20 protein-coding genes are annotated in these 17,805 nt (G+C 63.6%); 3 read left to right on the top strand and 17 right to left on the bottom strand.

Going from position 1 to position 17,805, the window contains the following annotated elements; translation table 11 throughout:
- Nucleotides 1-42: 42 nt before the first annotated feature.
- Genes OCA5_RS08995 through yajC form a run of 5 tightly spaced genes read right to left on the bottom strand, consistent with a single transcriptional unit; the run spans nt 43 to nt 4,304 of the window.
- Nucleotides 43-909, bottom strand: a complete 867-nt coding sequence (locus OCA5_RS08995; protein ID WP_012563390.1) for a phytoene/squalene synthase family protein — start codon at nt 907-909, stop codon at nt 43-45.
- A complete protein-coding gene (locus OCA5_RS08990; protein WP_012563391.1) occupies nt 906-1,289 on the bottom strand; it encodes an Mth938-like domain-containing protein in 384 nt (127 codons plus the stop codon). Before OCA5_RS08990 ends, OCA5_RS08995 begins: the two co-directional genes overlap by 4 nt.
- Nucleotides 1,286-2,308: a protein translocase subunit SecF gene (secF, locus tag OCA5_RS08985; RefSeq protein WP_012563392.1), complete on the bottom strand. Its 1,023-nt coding sequence runs from the start codon at nt 2,306-2,308 to the stop codon at nt 1,286-1,288. Before secF ends, OCA5_RS08990 begins: the two co-directional genes overlap by 4 nt.
- A 12-nt stretch (nt 2,309-2,320) precedes the next feature.
- The gene (secD, locus tag OCA5_RS08980; RefSeq protein WP_012563393.1) at nt 2,321-3,919 is read right to left on the bottom strand and encodes a protein translocase subunit SecD; all 1,599 of its coding nucleotides are present in this window, start codon (nt 3,917-3,919) and stop codon (nt 2,321-2,323) included.
- A gap of 43 nt (nt 3,920-3,962) precedes the next feature.
- Complete coding sequence (gene yajC, locus OCA5_RS08975; protein ID WP_012563394.1) at nt 3,963-4,304, bottom strand: preprotein translocase subunit YajC; 342 nt, start codon at nt 4,302-4,304, stop codon at nt 3,963-3,965.
- A 191-nt stretch (nt 4,305-4,495) separates the two neighbouring features.
- On the opposite strand from yajC, the gene OCA5_RS08970 reads away from it, so the two are divergent.
- Nucleotides 4,496-5,491: an ATP-binding protein gene (locus OCA5_RS08970; protein WP_012563395.1), complete on the top strand. Its 996-nt coding sequence runs from the start codon at nt 4,496-4,498 to the stop codon at nt 5,489-5,491.
- 58 nt (nt 5,492-5,549) lie between these two features.
- Here OCA5_RS08970 and OCA5_RS08965 read toward each other — a convergent pair whose 3' ends face one another.
- Nucleotides 5,550-5,792 (bottom strand): hypothetical protein, encoded by a 243-nt coding sequence (locus tag OCA5_RS08965; protein WP_012563396.1) that lies wholly within the window; start codon nt 5,790-5,792, stop codon nt 5,550-5,552.
- On the opposite strand from OCA5_RS08965, the gene OCA5_RS19385 reads away from it, so the two are divergent.
- Nucleotides 5,791-6,012, top strand: a complete 222-nt coding sequence (locus tag OCA5_RS19385) for a hypothetical protein (RefSeq protein WP_193372354.1) — start codon at nt 5,791-5,793, stop codon at nt 6,010-6,012. The genes OCA5_RS08965 and OCA5_RS19385 overlap by 2 nt on opposite strands.
- A gap of 120 nt (nt 6,013-6,132) precedes the next feature.
- Here OCA5_RS19385 and OCA5_RS08955 read toward each other — a convergent pair whose 3' ends face one another.
- Both OCA5_RS08955 and OCA5_RS08950 read right to left on the bottom strand, forming a co-directional pair.
- Nucleotides 6,133-7,461: a peptidoglycan DD-metalloendopeptidase family protein gene (locus OCA5_RS08955; protein WP_012563399.1), complete on the bottom strand. Its 1,329-nt coding sequence runs from the start codon at nt 7,459-7,461 to the stop codon at nt 6,133-6,135.
- 186 nt (nt 7,462-7,647) lie between these two features.
- On the bottom strand, nt 7,648-8,301 hold the full coding sequence (locus OCA5_RS08950; RefSeq protein ID WP_012563400.1) for a protein-L-isoaspartate(D-aspartate) O-methyltransferase: 654 nt from the start codon (nt 8,299-8,301) through the stop codon (nt 7,648-7,650).
- 162 nt (nt 8,302-8,463) lie between these two features.
- Between OCA5_RS08950 and OCA5_RS08945 the strand changes: the two genes are divergently transcribed.
- Nucleotides 8,464-8,841, top strand: a complete 378-nt coding sequence (locus OCA5_RS08945) for a response regulator (RefSeq protein ID WP_012563401.1) — start codon at nt 8,464-8,466, stop codon at nt 8,839-8,841.
- Nucleotides 8,842-8,868: 27 nt separating this feature from the next.
- Here OCA5_RS08945 and surE read toward each other — a convergent pair whose 3' ends face one another.
- From surE to nagZ, 9 genes are all read right to left on the bottom strand, one after another.
- Nucleotides 8,869-9,645: a 5'/3'-nucleotidase SurE gene (surE, locus tag OCA5_RS08940; protein ID WP_012563402.1), complete on the bottom strand. Its 777-nt coding sequence runs from the start codon at nt 9,643-9,645 to the stop codon at nt 8,869-8,871.
- Nucleotides 9,646-9,768: 123 nt separating this feature from the next.
- Complete coding sequence (gene serS / locus OCA5_RS08935; protein WP_012563403.1) at nt 9,769-11,088, bottom strand: serine--tRNA ligase; 1,320 nt, start codon at nt 11,086-11,088, stop codon at nt 9,769-9,771.
- Nucleotides 11,089-11,324: 236 nt separating this feature from the next.
- Nucleotides 11,325-12,173 (bottom strand): twin-arginine translocase subunit TatC, encoded by an 849-nt coding sequence (tatC, locus tag OCA5_RS08930; RefSeq protein WP_012563404.1) that lies wholly within the window; start codon nt 12,171-12,173, stop codon nt 11,325-11,327.
- Complete coding sequence (gene tatB, locus OCA5_RS08925) at nt 12,170-12,679, bottom strand: Sec-independent protein translocase protein TatB (protein ID WP_012563405.1); 510 nt, start codon at nt 12,677-12,679, stop codon at nt 12,170-12,172. Before tatB ends, tatC begins: the two co-directional genes overlap by 4 nt.
- A gap of 52 nt (nt 12,680-12,731) precedes the next feature.
- Entirely contained in the window at nt 12,732-12,968 is a 237-nt protein-coding gene (locus OCA5_RS08920) for a twin-arginine translocase TatA/TatE family subunit (protein ID WP_012563406.1), read from the bottom strand.
- A gap of 172 nt (nt 12,969-13,140) precedes the next feature.
- A complete protein-coding gene (locus OCA5_RS08915; RefSeq protein WP_012563407.1) occupies nt 13,141-14,919 on the bottom strand; it encodes a redoxin family protein in 1,779 nt (592 codons plus the stop codon).
- Nucleotides 14,920-15,064: 145 nt separating this feature from the next.
- Nucleotides 15,065-15,922 carry an SMC-Scp complex subunit ScpB gene (gene scpB / locus OCA5_RS08910; protein WP_012563408.1) on the bottom strand — a complete coding sequence of 286 codons (858 nt, stop codon included), beginning with the start codon at nt 15,920-15,922 and terminating at the stop codon, nt 15,065-15,067.
- Between the two features lie 21 nt (nt 15,923-15,943).
- Entirely contained in the window at nt 15,944-16,777 is an 834-nt protein-coding gene (locus OCA5_RS08905; RefSeq protein ID WP_012563409.1) for a segregation and condensation protein A, read from the bottom strand.
- Nucleotides 16,774-17,796 carry a beta-N-acetylhexosaminidase gene (gene nagZ / locus OCA5_RS08900; protein ID WP_012563410.1) on the bottom strand — a complete coding sequence of 341 codons (1,023 nt, stop codon included), beginning with the start codon at nt 17,794-17,796 and terminating at the stop codon, nt 16,774-16,776. The genes OCA5_RS08905 and nagZ overlap by 4 nt, the downstream gene beginning before the upstream one ends.
- Nucleotides 17,797-17,805 lie beyond the last annotated feature (9 nt).

Here is a 17,805-nt window from a genome sequence, read left to right as displayed (position 1 = left end):
TGGATTGCTTCGTCGCGTTCGCTCCTCACAATGACGAAGTAATTACCCCCGAAACGCTTCCGATTTTGTCACGCGCCACATCGTCCACAGCATCCGCAGCCGCGATATCGATTGCGGCGTGAATGGATTGCCGGTGGCGAGGCTGTCGTGGCTCAACGCCCGCCGCACGACGGCGAGCGGCAGAAAAGCACGCGCTGCCTCGCCTTTCTGCTCGCGCAGCAAGAACAGCGCCTTGCCAAGATGCTCGCGCGCGACAACGGCAAGGCCGCCGATCGCCGCTGTCAGTTGCGGCGTGGGGCGCCCGGCAAAGATATCGGCCTCCATCGCGCCCGCTTCGGCCAGCACGTCCTGCGGTAGATAAAGCTGCTTGCGCGCAGCATGGAGCGACAGATTTTCAATCGCCTCTGCAATCCCTTGCGCAACACCCGCATGATGCACGGCGTCTGCGACGGCGTCTGGCGCCGCGCCGAGAATTTGCGCGCTCAATGCAAACAGCCGTCCCGCAGTATCGTCGCAATAGCGCTCGAACACCGCGAGCGACGGCATCGGATCGTCATAGAGATCGAACACCCGCGCATCGGCGAGCCGCGAAAGATCGCGACGCGGCAGATCGTATTCTGCCACTGCGGCCATCAGCTCGGCAGCAACGGGGCTCGCCTCGACACTGCCGCGCGCGACATCGTCGATCAGATCGCGCCACCATTGCAGGCGGATTTCGCCGGTCAACGGCTGGCTGACGTGATCGCGGATACGGCTCAGTTCGACATTGAAAGCAGCAAGTGCAAGCAGCGGTCGCCGCAGATGCTGTGAGACGAACAGCGTCGTAGCATAGCGCTCGAAATCGTGGTCGCGCACAAGCTGCGCGCAATAGGCGGCGTTGTCGGCGGCCTTGCTGTGACTTTCGCTCATACCGCGATCAGCGCCGCCGCGACCCGGCGTCCCTCACCCATCATGATGTTGTAGGTGGTGATCGCGGGGCCGGTCTGCATCGGGTCGATCACGATCCGCACCGCCCGCAACGCCTCGCGCAACGCGGGTTCCGGCCGCCAGACATCAAGCCCGGTGCCGACAATCAGCGTGTCGATCGCATCGGCATTGGCAAATACCCGCGCCAGCGCAGCCTGGTCAACCTCGGCGGCACGCGTGAGCTCCCAACCCCAAATGCCATCCGGCAGGCATAACAGCGAGCCGCGATGCGACATCTCGGCAAAACGGAATCCGCCCTGCCCGTAGGCATCGATCGGCGCAGGGCGCGGGAAATGCGGGACGGTGGGCGTGCCGCCGCTCACGGCTTGGCGGGCTTTTCGTCGGGCTCGCCGGTGATCCCCTTCCGGTGGGTGCCGACACCGAGATAGATCAGCATCGGCGCGGCGATGAAGATCGAGGTGTAGGTGCCGACCAGCACCACGCCGAACATCATGGTCGCGGTGAAGGAATGGATCGCCTTGCCGCCGAACAGGAAGAGCGCGAGCAACGCCAGCGTCACCGTGACGTGGGTGATGATCGAGCGCGACAGCGTCGAGTTGATCGACTGGTTCAGCAGATCTTCCATCGGCATCTTCTTGTAGCGCCGCAGCAGTTCGCGGATGCGGTCATAGATGACGACCGTATCGTTCAGCGAATAGCCGAGAATAGTGAGCAGCGCCGCGATACTGGTGAGGTCGAAATCGATCTGCGTGATCGACATGAAGCCGATGGTCAGCACGATATCGTGCACGTTCGCGACCATAGCGCCGAGCGCGAACTGCCACTCGAACCGAAACCAGAGATAAATCAGGATGCCGCAGATCGCGAGCATCAGGCCGAGAGTGCCGTAAGCCAGAAGCTCGCCGGATACGCGCGGGCCGACCACTTCGACGCGGCGATACTCCACTCCGTCGCCGAGCGTCGCGCGCACTTTCTGCACCGCTTCCTGCTGCGCGGCATCGCCGCCCGGCTGCTCCGCGATGCGGATCAGAACGTTGGAGGGGCCGCCAAACTGCTGAAGTTGCACGTCGCCGAGTCCGAGATTGCCAAGATCGGCGCGCAGTTTTGCAATATCGGCAGGGCCTGATTTCTCCTGAATTTCAACGAGCGTGCCGCCCTTGAAGTCGATGCCGAAATTAAGCCCGTGCGTGAAGTACAGCGTGATCGCGGCGATCGACAACACGGCCGAGATCGGAAAGCTGAACCGGCGGAAGTTCATGAAGTGGAATGTCGTCTCGTCCGGCACAACCCGCAGTGCCGGGATGACGCCATAGACCGACAGCACCGTCAGGAGGACGATGAAAACCGCGAGCGAAATAATGACGATATGGGCCGTGGTCAAAGCAGCTAATCCTCAAATCGGCACGGTTTGCGGCCGCTTCCATCGCACCCAGGTGGCGACGATCAGGCGCGTCACGGTGAAGGCAGTGAACACGGTGGTGATGATACCGATGCCGAGCGTCACGGCGAAGCCGCGCACTGGGCCGCTACCGATGTAGAACAACACCGCGGCAGCGATGAAGGTCGTGATGTTGGCGTCGAGAATGGTGGCAAGCGCGCGGGCAAAGCCGGCGTCGATTGCGGAGATCGCATTGCGGCCGTGGCGCAATTCTTCCCGGATACGTTCATAGACCAGCACGTTGGAGTCGACCGCGATGCCGACCGTGAGCACGATGCCCGCGATGCCGGGCAGCGTCAGCGTCGCATTGAGAAGCGACAGCACGCCGAAGATCATCGCGACGTTGATCGCAACCGCGATGTTCGCGAACAGGCCGAACAGGCGGTAGGTCAGCGTCATGAACACGATGACAAGTACCGAGCCGACATAAGAGGCAAGCTCGCCTGCGGCAATCGAGTCCTGGCCGAGGCCGGGACCGACGGTGCGCTCTTCAATAATGGTGAGCGGCGCGGGCAACGCGCCGGCGCGCAGCAGGATCGCGAGGTCATTCGCCTGCTGCACCGTGAAGTTACCGGAGATCTGGCCGGAGCCACCGGTGATCGGCTCCTGAATGACCGGCGCGGAGATCACCTCGTTATCGAGAACGATTGCGAACGGTTGCTTGACGTTCTCGGTGGTCGCCTGCGCGAACTTGCGCGCGCCGGTACCATTGAAGCGGAACGATACGACCGGCTGGCCGGTACGCTGATCGAAGCTCGGCTGCGCGTCGGTCAGGTCGGCGCCCGACACCAGCACCTGTTTCTTGATGACATAAGGAACATGCGGCGGCTCGGAGCCCTTCAGAAGCTCCGAATCCGGCGGCACCCGGCCCTGCTGCGCCTGCTCCGGCGAGATGCTGGTATCGACCATCCGGAAATCCATCTTGGCGGTCTTGCCGAGGATTTCCTTCAGCCGCGTCGGGTCCTGTAGACCCGGCACCTGCACCAGCACTCGGTCCATACCCTGACGCTGGATCAACGGCTCGACGGTGCCGAGTTCGTTGACGCGCTTTTCGATAATCTGGATCGACTGATCGACCGCCTGCCGTACGCGATCAAGGATCGCGGCCTGCGGCACGGCGAGCCTTATCAGGCCGCCGCCGAGGTCGGTGACGTCAACGGTGCGTTGGCCGCTGCTGCCGAGAATGCCGCCGATCGGCTGCGACAGCTCGCGCAGCTTCGACAATGCGGTCGGAAGGTCGGCTTCCTTGACGCGAACTTCGACGTTGTCGCCCTTGATGCCGAGGCCGGTGTAGCCGAGCTTGGCCTCACGCAGCGCGCGGCGAACGTCGTCGCGCACCTGCTCGAGCTTGTCCTTCTTGACCGACTTGGCATCGACTTCGAGGAGAAGGTGCGAGCCGCCCTGCAGGTCGAGGCCGAGCACGAGGCGGCGCTGCGCCCAGTTTGGCCAGGTCTTGACGGTCGCTTCCGAGAAGAAGTTCGGAACTGCGCAGAGACACACGACCAACGCCGTGAGGATGACCGCGAGGGCACGCCATCGGGTAAAATAAAGCATCGGTCAGCTCGTCACGTCATGAAGGGCAAGCAGGCGGCGGGAATCAGCTTCCCGAGGCCTCGGAAGCGGGCTCGCCCTTGGAGCGGACGCCGGCAATCATCTGCCGCATCTGGCGGATGCGCACGCCGTCCGACACTTCCATTTCGATCTGCTCGTCGTCGACCACCTTGGTGACCTTGCCGACAAGGCCGCCATTGGTGACGACCGTGTCGCCGCGGCGGATATTCTTCACGAGGTTCGTATGCTCCTTCGCCTTGCGCTGCTGGGGGCGCAAAATCAGGAAGTACATGATGACGAAGATCATCACGAACGGCAGCAGCGACATCAGCATCGAGTTGGTGTCGCCGCCTGCGGCAGCCTGGGCGTAGGCGGGGGTAATGAGCATGCGCTGTCTTCCTTGATCGGGCTGGCCGGCGCAGGGGCCGGGCTGAAACCGTGCGGAGGGGTAAATTCGCGCGGACTATAGCGGCCAGCGCCTCAATTGCAACGCTGACCACCCCGTCATTTCCATGGGTTGCGGGGCCTGCCACGGCTCGCTTAGGGTGCCGCCACACCTAGCAGAATCACCCTGGAATCATGGCCAAAACCACTCGCAAGGCGCCCGCTCGCCGCACCCGCTCCGCCCGCAATCCCGCCCCTGCCCGAACCGGCGTTCGCAGCAAGCCTGCCGCGGCACGAAAGCGCGCTCCCGCCGCCGCCAAACCTGAGGAAATCGAGGAGCGGATCGCCCGTGCGCTGGAGGCGATCGCCGCGGGCCTGCCGAAATCGACCGAGCCTGTCTCGACGCCGGAGACGCTGCGCACGGCCGAGGCCTTCGTCTGGCAGCCGAACGGCCGCCTGATCCCGGTGCCGAAGGTGTCCCGGGTCGAACTCGGCCTTCTCAAGGGTGTCGACCGGATGCGTGACATCCTGATCGAGAACACCGAACGCTTCGCCAAGGGCCTGCCCGCCAACAACGCGCTGCTGTGGGGCGCGCGCGGCATGGGCAAGTCCTCGCTCGTCAAGGCAGCGCACGCAACCGTCAATGCCATGGACGGGGTGCGTGGCACGCTGAAACTGATCGAAATCCATCGCGAAGACATCGAGAGCCTGCCGATGCTGATGGCGCTGCTGCGCCAGTCCGAATTCCACATCATCGTGTTCTGCGACGATCTTTCCTTCGACGGGCAGGACGCCTCCTACAAATCGCTCAAGGCGGTGCTCGAAGGCGGCATCGAGGGGCGGCCCGAGAACGTCATCCTCTACGCGACGTCCAACCGCCGCCACCTGCTCGCCCGCGACATGATCGAGAACGAGCGCTCGACCGCGATCAATCCCGGCGAGGCGGTGGAGGAAAAGGTCTCATTGTCGGACCGCTTCGGCCTCTGGCTCGGCTTCCATCGGTGCAGCCAGGACGAATATCTGGAGATGGTGAAGGGCTACTGCGCCCATTTCGGCATCGACATGCCGGCGGACGACCTCGAGCGCGAGGCGCTCGAATGGTCCACCACCCGCGGCTCCCGCTCTGGCCGCGTCGCCTGGCAGTTCGTGCAGGAAATGGCGGGACGCCATGGCGTCCGGCTGGGGAAGTAACGGCCGCTTCCCCGGAACGCTCGGCTCCGGAGCCATCAGGCCAAACTGAAAACCTGCCTTACAGCAGGTCGCCGCTCCGCGCCTGGGCGGTTTTGCCCGTCGGCACGCAGGTACGCTGACGCTCCCGTCCGGCAACGGCCCCGCGCACCCGCATCACCATACCGGCGCCGCAGGTCTTGCTATGGACCAGCACCGAGACGTAGGGCGGCAGAACCAGCGGTTCGCGTTTCAGGAAGGTGGTTTCGGCGGATGCAGGTGAGGCGAACGCCCCTGCTAGAATGAGTAAAGCCACGATACGCATGACATTTTCCTCAACTGGCAAGCGCAACAATCACGCCTGTCAGAACTCTTTCCGAGCGATGCGAAATAAATCTCAGGTCGGAGAAATAGGCAACAGCGCCGTCATGACGCAGCCGGGCGGCAGCGTTTCGCATTTTGCTTTGCAGCGGATGCGCGACGGCACAGGCGATATAGCGCCGAGCAGTGAAGAAACAGTGACGGTTCATTGCGCGGACGAATGAGGCCGACAAGATTTTTTGCCTTGATTCAGATCAGCCGCCCTGCCCGCATATGGCACGACCCATAAAAAAACCGGCGAAGCCAAAACTTCGCCGGTTCAAAGAGAGAGCGTTGCAGCGCGCTCAGGCGCCGTTGAGGAACTGAAGCGGGTCGACGGGTGAAGACCCTTTGCGGATTTCAAAGTGAAGCTGCGGCGACCCCACCTCTCCCGTCTGACCCGATTTGGCAATGATCTGGCCGCGCTTGATTGAATCTCCGCGCTTCACCATCAGTTCACTCGCGTGGGCATACGCGGTGACATAACCGTTGGCGTGCCGCACCAGGATCAGATTGCCATACCCTTTGAGCTCGTTGCCCGAATAGGCCACGACGCCGTCTTCCGCCGCTTTCACAGGCGTGCCTTCCGGCACCGCAACGTTGATGCCGTCATTCTGCTTGCCGTTGGTCTTGGCGCCGTAGGACGTGATCACACGGCCACGCACCGGCCAGCGGAACGTCGGCAGCGCGTTCGTGGCTTCCGCCGCCTTCACCGGCGAATGGGTCCGTTCGATTTCCTTGGTCTCGGTCGCCATGCGCACCTTCTGCGCGGGCTCAGCCGAGGCGGTCACGACAGGCTTTGCGGCAACCGGCTGCGGCTTCGGAGGTGCTGCAGCCGCAACAGGTTGTGCGGGAGCGGCCGGAGCCGGCGCGGGCTGAGCCGCAGCCAGCGTCTTGGACGACGACGGCACCGTGATGCGATCGCCGACCTTGAGCTGTGCCGTCACCGGCAGGTTGTTGGCGCGCGCGAGTTCGCTGACCGAAATGTGGTTGCGGCGCGAGATGTTCATCAGCGTATCGCCGGGCGCGGCGACATGAACGCTCGAAGGCATCGTGGCGCCACGGGTGGCCGGCGCAGGAGCCTGCGCCTGTGCGGCACGCTTCGGAATGATGAGCGACTGCCCGGGCGACAGCGCGCGCGGGCCGCGATAGCCGTTGGCGCGTACGATGTCCGCGACCGAGACGTTATAGCGGCGGGCGAGTATTTCCATCGTGTCGCTGGTGCCGACAATGATCTTGGTGCCGCCTTCCGGACGGGTCGCCGCAACCGAGCGAGGCGCGTTGACGCTGCCGGTGTGCTGGATCGGGTTCGAGGCCGGCGGCGTGTAGGACGCCATGCCGTGTCCGCCGCCCGAATTCCCCTGCGCTGCCGGGTACGACAGCGGCGCGGAGACGACCGGCGCATGGCTGGCCGGGCGTGAATACTGCGGAAGCTCGCGCTGCGCGTAGTGATTGTTCTGGCGTACCGAGCCGGTTGCGTCAGAACGCTGCGAGGCAAACGGGTTCTGGAAGGAGTTGTCCGAGAAGCGCGAGTCGTAATCCGCGCTGCATCCGCCAAAGCTGACGGAGACCAAGGCCATCACCGCCAGCGACGGAACGCGGCGCGTGCCCAACAATTCGAGAAGACGGGACATGGTTACTCACTGGTACGCAACTGGCACTAAATTGAGTAAACATCCGTGCAGTAAACAACCCTTTAAGGGTGCGGCATCCCATTGGACTCAAAGGCCTAGCGGGAATTTATGGTTACCGTTTTCATAGCGGGAACCTTGTGGCCGATAATGCGCGACGACGAGGCACGCGCGCCTGCTCCCACCGCATCACAGCTCTTTAGCGAGCCCCACGAGCGCCGGAACGAAGCGCACCGGGATCAAATCTTCCTGCTCGACGCCGTCCGCGCCTTTACGCAGCCGCACGAGTTGCTGCACGCCCTCCGGCGGGCCTACCGGCACGAGCATGATGCCGTCCGGCTCAAGCCGCTCCATCAAACTGTCCGGGATCGTCTCCATCGCCGCGGTGACGATGATGCGGTCAAACGTGCCGAGCGTGTCCGGCACGTCATAACCGTCGCCCACCACCACCTCGACATTGCGGCAGCCGAGCGCGGCGAGACGCGCGCGCGCCGTATCGGCAAGCGTGCGATAACGCTCGACCGTCACGACCTGCCGGCACAACCGCGACAACACCGCCGCCTGATAGCCCGAGCCGGTGCCGATCTCGAGTGCGCGGTGGCGCGGGTGCGTGCGCAACTGCTCCGTCATGTAAGCGACAACGTAAGGCTGGCTGATGGTCTGGCCGCAGGCGATGCCGAGCGCGGTGTCGGCATAGGCCACTTCTTTATCGTGGGGCTCGACAAACTGCTCGCGCGGCACATCCTCCAGCGCGCGCAGCACGGCCTGATCGCTGATGCCGCGCCGCCGCAAACCCAACTGGAAATTCAGCTTCTCACGTGCCGATCGTCCTGATGCCGACATTCATTTTCCATCCGATAAACATAGGTTAGTTCGGATTCGCGAGAAGGACAGGTTTTTCGAGCTTTTCAGTTCCAGCTCCCGGAACAAGAACAGATGACGCGCCCGCCAAACCCTCATATGATCCCGTCCGCGGATCGTACCGGTCCGGCCAATGAGGGTGGGATGGCGAACAACGGCGAACGGCGTCGATCGGTATTCCTGGTCGAAGACGAAGTCATGATCCGCATGATGGTCTCCGACATGCTGGAGGACCTTGGCTATCATGTCGCGGCCGAGGCTGGCGACATCGACGAAGCCATCCGTCTCGTTCAGTGCACCAATTTCGACATCGCGATCCTCGACGTCAACGTCAACGGCAAGGTGATCTCACCGGTTGCCGAGGCGGTGCACAAGCGCAACCGGCCATTCGTGTTCGCAACGGGTTATGGCGTGCAGGGCCTGCCGGAGAAATATCGCGACCGCCCGGCGCTGCAGAAGCCATTTCAGATGGACACGCTCGCGAAGATGATCGAGTCCATCCTGCGCGGCGAAGCGGCCTGAGCGTAGCTACGCAGCCGGCGTTTCGCGCTACGGCGTATTGAAGAGATTTGCGAGTTGCTCGGAGAACCGCATGTCGGTGCGGTCAAGCCGCAGCGGCGTGACCGAGACGTAATTGCCTTCGAGCGCCGCGAGGTCAGTGCCCTCACCCGGAATATCCGGCACCGGAAATTTCTCGAAGCCGATCCAGTAATACGGATTGCCGCGGCCATCGTAATGGCCGTCGATGCGCAGGAAGCCCTGATTGCGCTTGCCCTGCCGCGTGACGACAACACCCTTCACCTCCTCCGGCGCACAGGCCGGAAAGTTGATGTTGATCACCGTATCGGTCGGCACGCCGACGCTCATCACCTTGCGGATGACATCGGCACCGAATGCGCGCGCAACGTCCCACATCGGCTTGTCGCGATTTTGCGGGCCGCCGAATTCCTGCGACAGCGCAAACGACGGCAGCCCGAGGATGGTGCCTTCCAGCGCACCGGCAATGGTGCCGGAATAAACAACGTCCTCCGCGACGTTGCGGCCCTTGTTGACGCCGGAGAGCACAAGGTTCGGCTGCTTGTCACCGAGCACATGCCGCGATCCCATGATGACACAATCGGTCGGCGTGCCGCGCACCGCGAAAAGGCGCGGGCCGATTTCGCGCAGGCGCAGCGGATCGTTCAGCGACAGTGAATGCGAGACGCCGGACTGATCGAGTTCCGGCGCCACGATCCAGACGTCATCGGACAACTGATCGGCGATCTCCTCGATCACTTTGAGGCCCGGCGCATTTACGCCATCGTCGTTGGTGCAAAGAACGCGCATATCCTGGCCTTATTCTCTTCGTCATGACCGGGCTTGTCCCGGCCATCCACGTCTTCTTATGTCCCGAGCGATTTATCAAGACGTGGATGCCCGGCATAAAGCCGGGCATGACGCCGTTTTTTATCAGCGGTCCCGCTCAATCACTTTCAGACCGCCCATGTAAGGCTGCAGCACATCCGGCACCGCGATCGACCCGTCTTCCTGCTGATAGGTTTCCATCACCGCGATCAGCGCGCGGCCAACCGCCGTACCCGAACCGTTTAACGTATGCACGAAGTGCGGCTTGTTGTCGGGTCCGCGATAGCGCGCATCCATGCGCCGCGCCTGGAAGTCGCCGCACACTGAGCACGATGAAATTTCGCGGTACATACCGCCTTCGCCCTGACTCGATATTTGTCCCGGCATCCATACTTCGATGTCGTAGGTCTTTTGTGACGCGAAGCCCATATCGCCGGTGCACAGCGTCATCACGCGATAATGCAGGCCGAGCCGCTTCAGCACTTCTTCCGCGCAGGAGAGCATGCGCTCGTGCTCGTTCCTGGATTCATCAGGCGTCGTGATCGAAACGAGTTCGACCTTGGTGAACTGATGCTGGCGGATCATGCCACGCGTATCGCGCCCGGCTGCACCTGCTTCCGCACGGAAGCACGGCGTCAGCGCGGTCAAGCGCATCGGCAATTCTTTCTCGTCGAGGATCGATTCACGCACAAGGTTCGTCAGCGGGACCTCAGCGGTGGGAATGAGCCAATAGCCTTGCCCTTCGGCGTCCAGCGATCCGGCCGCGAATTGATCTTCCCGAAACTTCGGCAACTGCGCGGTGCCAAACATCGCATCGTCGCGCACCAGCAGCGGCGGGTTCACTTCAGTGTAGCCGTGTTCGCCGGTATGCACGTCGAGGAAAAATTGACCGATGGCGCGCTCGAGCCGCGCCAGTCCGCTCTTCAGCACGACAAAGCGCGCCCCGGAGAGTTTCGCGGCCCGTTCGAAATCCATGAAGCCGAGACCTTCGCCGAGCGCGACATGCTCCTTCGGCTTGAACGCATAGCTGCGCGGCTCACCATAGACGTGATGCTGCACGTTGCCGTGCTCGTCGGCGCCCTCCGGTACTTCGGCGAGCGGAAGGTTCGGAATCTGTGCAAGCTCCTTGCGCAGATCTTCCTCAAGCCTTTTTGCTGCCGCGTCCATCTCCGGCAGCTTGGTCTTGAGCTCACCCACTTCCGCCATCAGCGCATCGGCGCGAGCGTTCTCCTTCGCCTTCTTGGCTTCCCCGATTTCCTTCGAGGCTGCGTTGCGTCGCGCCTGCGCCTGCTCGAAAGCGGCAATCGCACCGCGCCGCTTCTCGTCGAGCGCGATCAGCGCGGCCGCCTGAGGCTCAAGTCCGCGCCGGCCCAGCGCGGCGTCGAAAGCCTCCGGGTTGTCGCGAATCCAGCGAATGTCATGCATTGGAAATCATCCCGTCATGGCCGGGTGTCGTCCGGCCATCCGCGTCGTTACGCGCGTTAAAACAAGGCGTGGGTGCCATCGCAAGCAAATCTATGCGGCTTTCTGCAACAAAACCCAAGCCCGCGCACCCAAGCCTGAAGCCCAAATCCCGGCAGGACCAATCCCGATTCGTCGCGTCATGGCGAGACGCATTTGCGGCAACATCGTCCGGAAATACCAGCGCAGCCGGCGGTACGCTATTCGGTGGCGGCGGGCGGCAATGCGGGCGGCGTCTCGGCAGGAGGCTCGGCCGAGGCTTTCGCGGCCTCCTCCTGAACCTTGTGCTTGGCGGCGTTCTTTTTCTCGACGATGGCGACCGCGTAGATCGAGCCCTCGTAGAGGAACAGAAGCGGGATCGCGAGCGACATCTGGCTCAGCACGTCGGGCGGCGTCAGCACCGCCGCGATCGCAAACGCGCCGACGATGAAATAGCGCCGCTTGTCGCGCAACTGCTTCGACGTCAGCACGCCGATGCGGCCGAGCAGCGTCAGGATCACCGGAAGCTGAAACGCGATGCCGAACGCGAAGACGAGCGACATCATCAGCGACAGGTATTCGCCGACCTTGGGCAGAAGCGCGATCTGCACGCTGTCGTCGCCGCCCAGCTGCTGCATGCCAAGCGAGAAGCGGATCAGCATCGGCAGCACGACGAAATAGACGAGCACGGTGCCGAGCAGGAAGAACACCGGCGTCGCGATGAGATAAGGCAGGAAGGCGTGGCGCTCGTGCTTGTAAAGGCCGGGCGCGACGAACTTGTAGATCTGCGCCGCGATGATCGGGAACGAGATGAAGCCCGCGCCGAACAAGGCGAGCTTGATCTGGGTGATGAAGTATTCGAGGAGCGCGGTGTAGATGAACTTCGCGTTCTCCGGACCCGCGACCCACACGAACGGCCACACCAGCACGTTGTAGATCTGCTTGGCGAAGGCGAAGCACAACGCGAACGCAATCGCGAATCCGATCAGCGCCTTGATGAGCCGCGAACGCAGCTCGATCAGGTGCTCCATCAATGGCGCCTTGCTGGCTTCGATGTCGTCGGCGCTCATGAGGGTTTGGAGTCCGGCGCGGTCGGAGGGGCGTCCTGGGTTTGCGTCATCAGCGCGGAGGCCTGTCCCTCGACAGGCTCCGTCTGGGTCTGCGTCGGAGGAACGGGCTCAGTGGGCGTGGCCGATGATTCAACGGCCGGTGCGGATGGTGTTTCAACCGCGGGTGCTTCGACAGAAGGCGTCTCGGCCGCAGACTTTGCGGCTTCCGCGCTCTCCACCTTGGGTTGGCTGCTCCCGACGGCATGCTCCTCGAGCGTGGCGAGCAGCTTTGTCGGATTGAGGTCGCGCGAGGCGGAGCTGATATCGTCGAACGACTTCTTGATGTCGGCCATTTCGGCTTCGCGCATCGCCTCGTTGAACTGGCCCTGGAATTCAGCCGCCATGCGCCGCACCTTGCCGAGCGACTGACCGATCATGCGTAACACGCTCGGCAGTTCTTTCGGCCCGATGACGATCAGCGCGACCACGCCGATCACGACCAGCTCACTCCACCCGATATCGAACATCAATCATTCCGCTTCGTGCAGGGGCGGCGACGCTGCTGCAACAAGCTTTAGGTCAGACGGTGCTATCCTGACGCTGCGGATTCGCCTGCACGTTCGTCGGCTTGCCGGTGTTGTCGATGGTCTTGATCGAGTCCGACTTGGCGGTCTCCACCTCGTCATCCGACATGCCCTTCTTGAAGGCTTTGATGCCCTTGGCGAAGTCGCCCATCAGGTCGGATATCTTGTTACGCCCGAACAGCAGGAGGACGACCACCAGCAGGATCAGGATATGTTGAAAACTCAGGCCCATGAGACTTCTCCAGAACGCGCGGCCAGCATCTCCGGCCAAATCTGCCTGAAAAGGTAGGCTGCGGGAATGTCGAAAACAAGGACTTAAGCCAGGTTGCGGCATTCAGGCCACAGCCGAGACGCCTCTCGTTCCCCGCATCGTTAACGCCGCAGGCCAATTGGCCCCGCCGTCTTCAACCAAAGGTGAAGGCGAAGGCCTGCACCCCGGGATCGAGGAACTCGATCTCGAAGGTCCGCTCCTTCACTGCGCCCTGCTGGCGGACAAGCTGGTAAAGCCGCTGCTCGCTCACCGTTCCCACGCCCCCGGCATCGATGTCGACGCCATGATCCGTGCCCGGTGCGGCCCCGTCGATCGTCACTTTGAAGCGCACCGGCCGTCCATCCATGGCGGGGCCGAGCACAAGATGCAGGTCGCGGGCGTGGAAGCGGTAGCGGATCGCCCCACCCGCCTTGTCGAGCGCGGCGTGCTCGGGATCGACCGTCCATGTTCCCGACAGCGACCAATCGTTCAGCTTGAGCCGGCCTGCGACATAATCGTGGCTGCCGTCACGGGTAAAGCCACCCGGCGACATGAAGTTCTCCGCACGGTCATAGCCAAGGTAGGTCTCCGGCGACTTGATGTTCTCCATATCCGGCGCGGCCTGGGCGCCGGTGCCCTCGACATCCGCAAGCCCTTGCGCAGCGACGGTCTTCCCGGCTTCGCGCAGCAACTGCCGGATCACCTGCTCGGACTTGTCATATTCACCCTCACCGAAATGGTGGTGGCGGATGTGTCCCTGTGCGTCGATGAAATAATGCGCGGGCCAGTACATGTTGTTGAACGCGCGCCAGATCGCATAGTTGTTGTCGATGGCGACCGGGTAATCGATCTTGAGATCGCCCAGCGCCTTCTTCACGTTGGCGGGCCTTTTCTCGAATGCGAATTCCGGCGTGTGCACGCCGATCACCACGAGGCCATCGTCCTTGTACTTCTCCGCCCAGGCGCGGACATACGGAATGGCGCGCAGGCAGTTGATGCAGGAGTAGGTCCAGAAATCGACCAGCACCACCTTGCCGCGCAGCGCTTCCGCACTGAGCGGCGCTGAGTTCAGCCATTCGACCGCACCATCGAGCGGCGGCAGCGTGCCTTCAACCGGCAGCGCCAGCGCATCTTCCTGCGGCGCGGCGCCCTTCATCATCATCGAAGGGTTGGCCTGCATTGCGCCGCCCGCAGGCGCCATCGCGGTTTTGTCTTGCCCGCGCAGCCTGTCGATCAGCCCCTGCTCGATCGCCGAGGTCTGCGTCAGCGAGAGGTTCGTCAAATAATTGGTGTCGACGCCGAGCGCGATGGCCACAACCGCAACCAGCACCAGCGCACCGAGGCCGCGCCGCACCCATTCACCCGCACCGAGCGAACGCTTCATCGCCGCGAATACGCGCCCGCCGACGAGCAACGCAAGCGCCAGCGAGGTCGCGGCACCCGCTGCATAGGCAAACAGCAGAACCGTCGTCTCGACATTGGCGCCGTTGAGCGCCGCGCCGGTCAGGATCAGGCCGAGCACCGGCCCCGCGCACGGCGCCCACAACAGGCCCGTCGCGACGCCGAGCAACAGCGACGGCACGATGTTGCCGGTCTGCGCGTCTGCCTGTTCGGAGAGCCGCCCGCCGAGCGCGACCAGAGGCTGCGTCACACGCTCCGCGACTGCGGGAAACAGCAGCGCGATGCCGAACAGCGCGAGCAGCGCCAATGCAAGGAAGCGGCCGTATTCGTTGGCCGCGACCGCCCATCCGCCCGCAACTGCCGCGAGCGTCGCCACCGCCGCGAAGGTTGCCGCCATGCCGATCAGCATCGGCAGGCCGCTTGTCAGAAACGGCCGGTCGGCGCGCGCGAACACAAACGGCAAAACCGGGAGAATGCAGGGGCTGACGATGGTCAGCACGCCGCCAAGATAAGCCAGAATGAAAAGAAGCATCGGTCAGAACTCGCGTTGATCGCATCGGCCCATGACAGGTTGGCGTCAGAGGAAGCGCACCGCAAAGCTGCCCGCTCCCACATCATCCCATCAAGGGTGTCGACAGGTCTACGCGCCACCGCCTGCAAGCGTTACGCGAGGCCGATCACGCTTCCGTGGATTCCCCGGAATTGGGCTCCTCTGGGTCCGGCACCGGCGCCAGCGTGAGCTGCAGGTCGTCGTCCGGCGCGAGCGGCTCCTCATCCTCGTGCAGCATCGGATCGTCGGACGGCGCCGGCACGCTGAAGCCCGTCGGCAGACGGGTATCAAGCAGGCCCGAGCCCTTCAGCTCGTCGAGTCCCGGCAAGTCGCCCAACTGCTCCAGACTGAACTGCGAGAGGAAGGCTTCCGTGGTGCCGAAGGTGAGCGGCCGGCCCGGCGTCTTGCGACGGCCGCGCGGGCGGATCCAGCCTGTCTCCAGCAGCACGTCGAGCGTGCCCTTCGAGGTGATGACGCCGCGGATTTCCTCGATCTCGGCACGCGTCACCGGTTGGTGATAGGCGATGATCGCAAGCGTCTCGATCGCCGCGCGCGACAGGCGGCGCGTCTCGGTGCTCTCGCGCGTCATCAGCCAGGCGAGGTCAGAGGCGGTGCGGAACGTCCACTTGTTGCCAACGCGCACGAGATTGACGCCGCGCATCGCGTAATCGACCCGCAACTGTTCGAGCAGCCCCTTCACGTCCGCGCCGTCCGGCAGGCGCTTGGCAAGCGAGGGCACGTCGAGCGGTTCGGTCGAGGCGAACAGCATCGCTTCCAGAAGGCGCAGTTCTTCGGGACGTTGCGCCGCTGCGGGCTCGGAGGCTTCCGCCTCATCCAAAGATTCAACCGCTACCTGTTCAGCCACGTCTTGCGACGGCTCTCCCGCCTGATGCGACGTCTCAGCCGTCTCGTGCGAAGTCTCGACCGTCTCGTCGTGCGAGGGATCGTGCTCCTCGACGTGCTTGGTAGCCAGATTGGTGGCCATGACGGGCTCTCCTTCTTCCACTTACTCGACCGGAGCCTGCGGCGCAGGCGCACCCGGCCCTGCCGTCACATGCTTCCGAAAATAAATCGGTGCGAACGCTTCCTGCTGGTGCACGTCGGCGATGCCCTCGCGCACCAGTTCAAGCGTGGCCGCGAAGCTCGAGGCCATCACCGTTGCGCGCTGCGTCGGGTCCATCACATAGGCGATGAGATATTCGTCGAGCCGGCTCCAGTCGTCGGCAATGCCGGCGAACCGTTCCAGCGAAGCGCGCGCCTCGGCAAGCGACCACACCGTACGCTTGGCCAGATGCACGCTCGCAAGCACACGCTGCTGGCGCTGCGTGGCATAGGCCGACAGCAGGTCGTAGAGCGTCGCCGTCCATTGTGGATGCTTGATCTGCGCGATCTGCTCCGGCAGTCCGCGCGGGAAAATATCGCGGTTGAGCTGCGGGCGTGTCATCAGCCGCTTGGAGGCTTCGCGGATCTGCTCGAGCCGGCGCAGACGGTTGGCGAGCGCGCTCGCCATGTCCTCGGCGCTCGGACCATCGGGCGTCGGCGGCTCGGGCAGCAGCAGGCGCGATTTCAGGTAAGCAAGCCACGCCGCCATCACGAGATAGTCGGCGGCAAGCTCAAGCCGCAGCTTGCGCGCGGCCTCGATGAACACGAGGTACTGGTCGGCCAGCGCCAGAATGGAAATCTTCGCGAGATCGACCTTCTGCTGCCGCGCGAGCGCAAGCAGGAGGTCGAGCGGGCCTTCGTAACCCTCGACGTCGACGACAAGCGCCGGTTCGTCCTGCGCCCGTTCCGCCTCGACGGCAGGCTGCCCGGTCTCGAAGGATAAAATCTCGGCGCTCATGCGATCCCCGCCTGTGCGATCAGTTCATCAAGCTCCGCGCGGCCGGCCTCGCGGTCGAACGGCTGCGGCGCCTTGCGGGCGGCCAGCGCCCGCTCGGCGCGCTTCAACGCCTCGCCGGCCAGTTCCGGCGTTTCGCTCGCCACCGCGCGCATCTCGTCCATCTTGCCATTGCAATGAAGCGCCACGTCGCAACCCGCTTTGAGGCTCGCCCGCGTGCGCTCGGCCAGCGTGCCGCTCAGCGCATTCATCGAGACGTCATCGCTCATCAGCAAACCTTGGAAATTCATCGCGCCGCGAATCACTTGAGAAATGATTGTCGCAGAAGTGGTCGCCGGTTGGGCGGCATCGAGGCCGCTAAACACAACATGTGCGGTCATCGCCATCGGCAGATCCGCGAGCTGCGTGAACGGCACGAAATCGGTGCGCTCCAGTTCCGCGCGCGGCGTATCGACGGTCGGCAGCCGCAAATGGCTGTCGGCGGTGGCCCGTCCGTGGCCGGGGATATGTTTCAAGACCGGTATAATACCACCGTCCTGCAGGCCATTCGCCACGGCTCGCGCCAGCGCCACGACCTTGTCCGGCGTGGTGCCATAGGCTCGATCGCCGATCACGGCATCGGCCCCCTCGACCGGCAGGTCGGCGAGCGGTAGACAATCGACGCTGATGCCGAGCCCCGCCAGATCGGACGCGATGAGGCGCGAGGAGAGCCATGCCGCGCGCAGGCCCTGCTCCGGGTTCCGGTCATACAGCGCCCCGAACACTGCCCCGGCCGGATAGCGTGCCCAATGCGGCGGCCCGAGCCGCTGGACCCGCCCGCCTTCCTGATCGATCAGGACCGGGGCATTCGGTCGACCCACAGTCGCACGCAAATCGTCAATTAACGCAGCAACTTGCAGCGGCGTCTCAACATTGCGCTTGAACAGGATGAAGCCCCAGGGCTGTTCCTCGCGCAAAAATGCGCGCTCCCCGTCGGTCAGGACGGGGCCGGAGACGCCAGTGATGAAAGCGCGGACGGCCATTAAGGGCGA

It is taken from the genome of Afipia carboxidovorans OM5 (assembly GCF_000218565.1).
GTDB lineage: Bacteria > Pseudomonadota > Alphaproteobacteria > Rhizobiales > Xanthobacteraceae > Afipia > Afipia carboxidovorans.
Note: the sequence above shows the minus strand (reverse complement) of the source record. Positions and strands in the feature narration are given on the sequence as shown.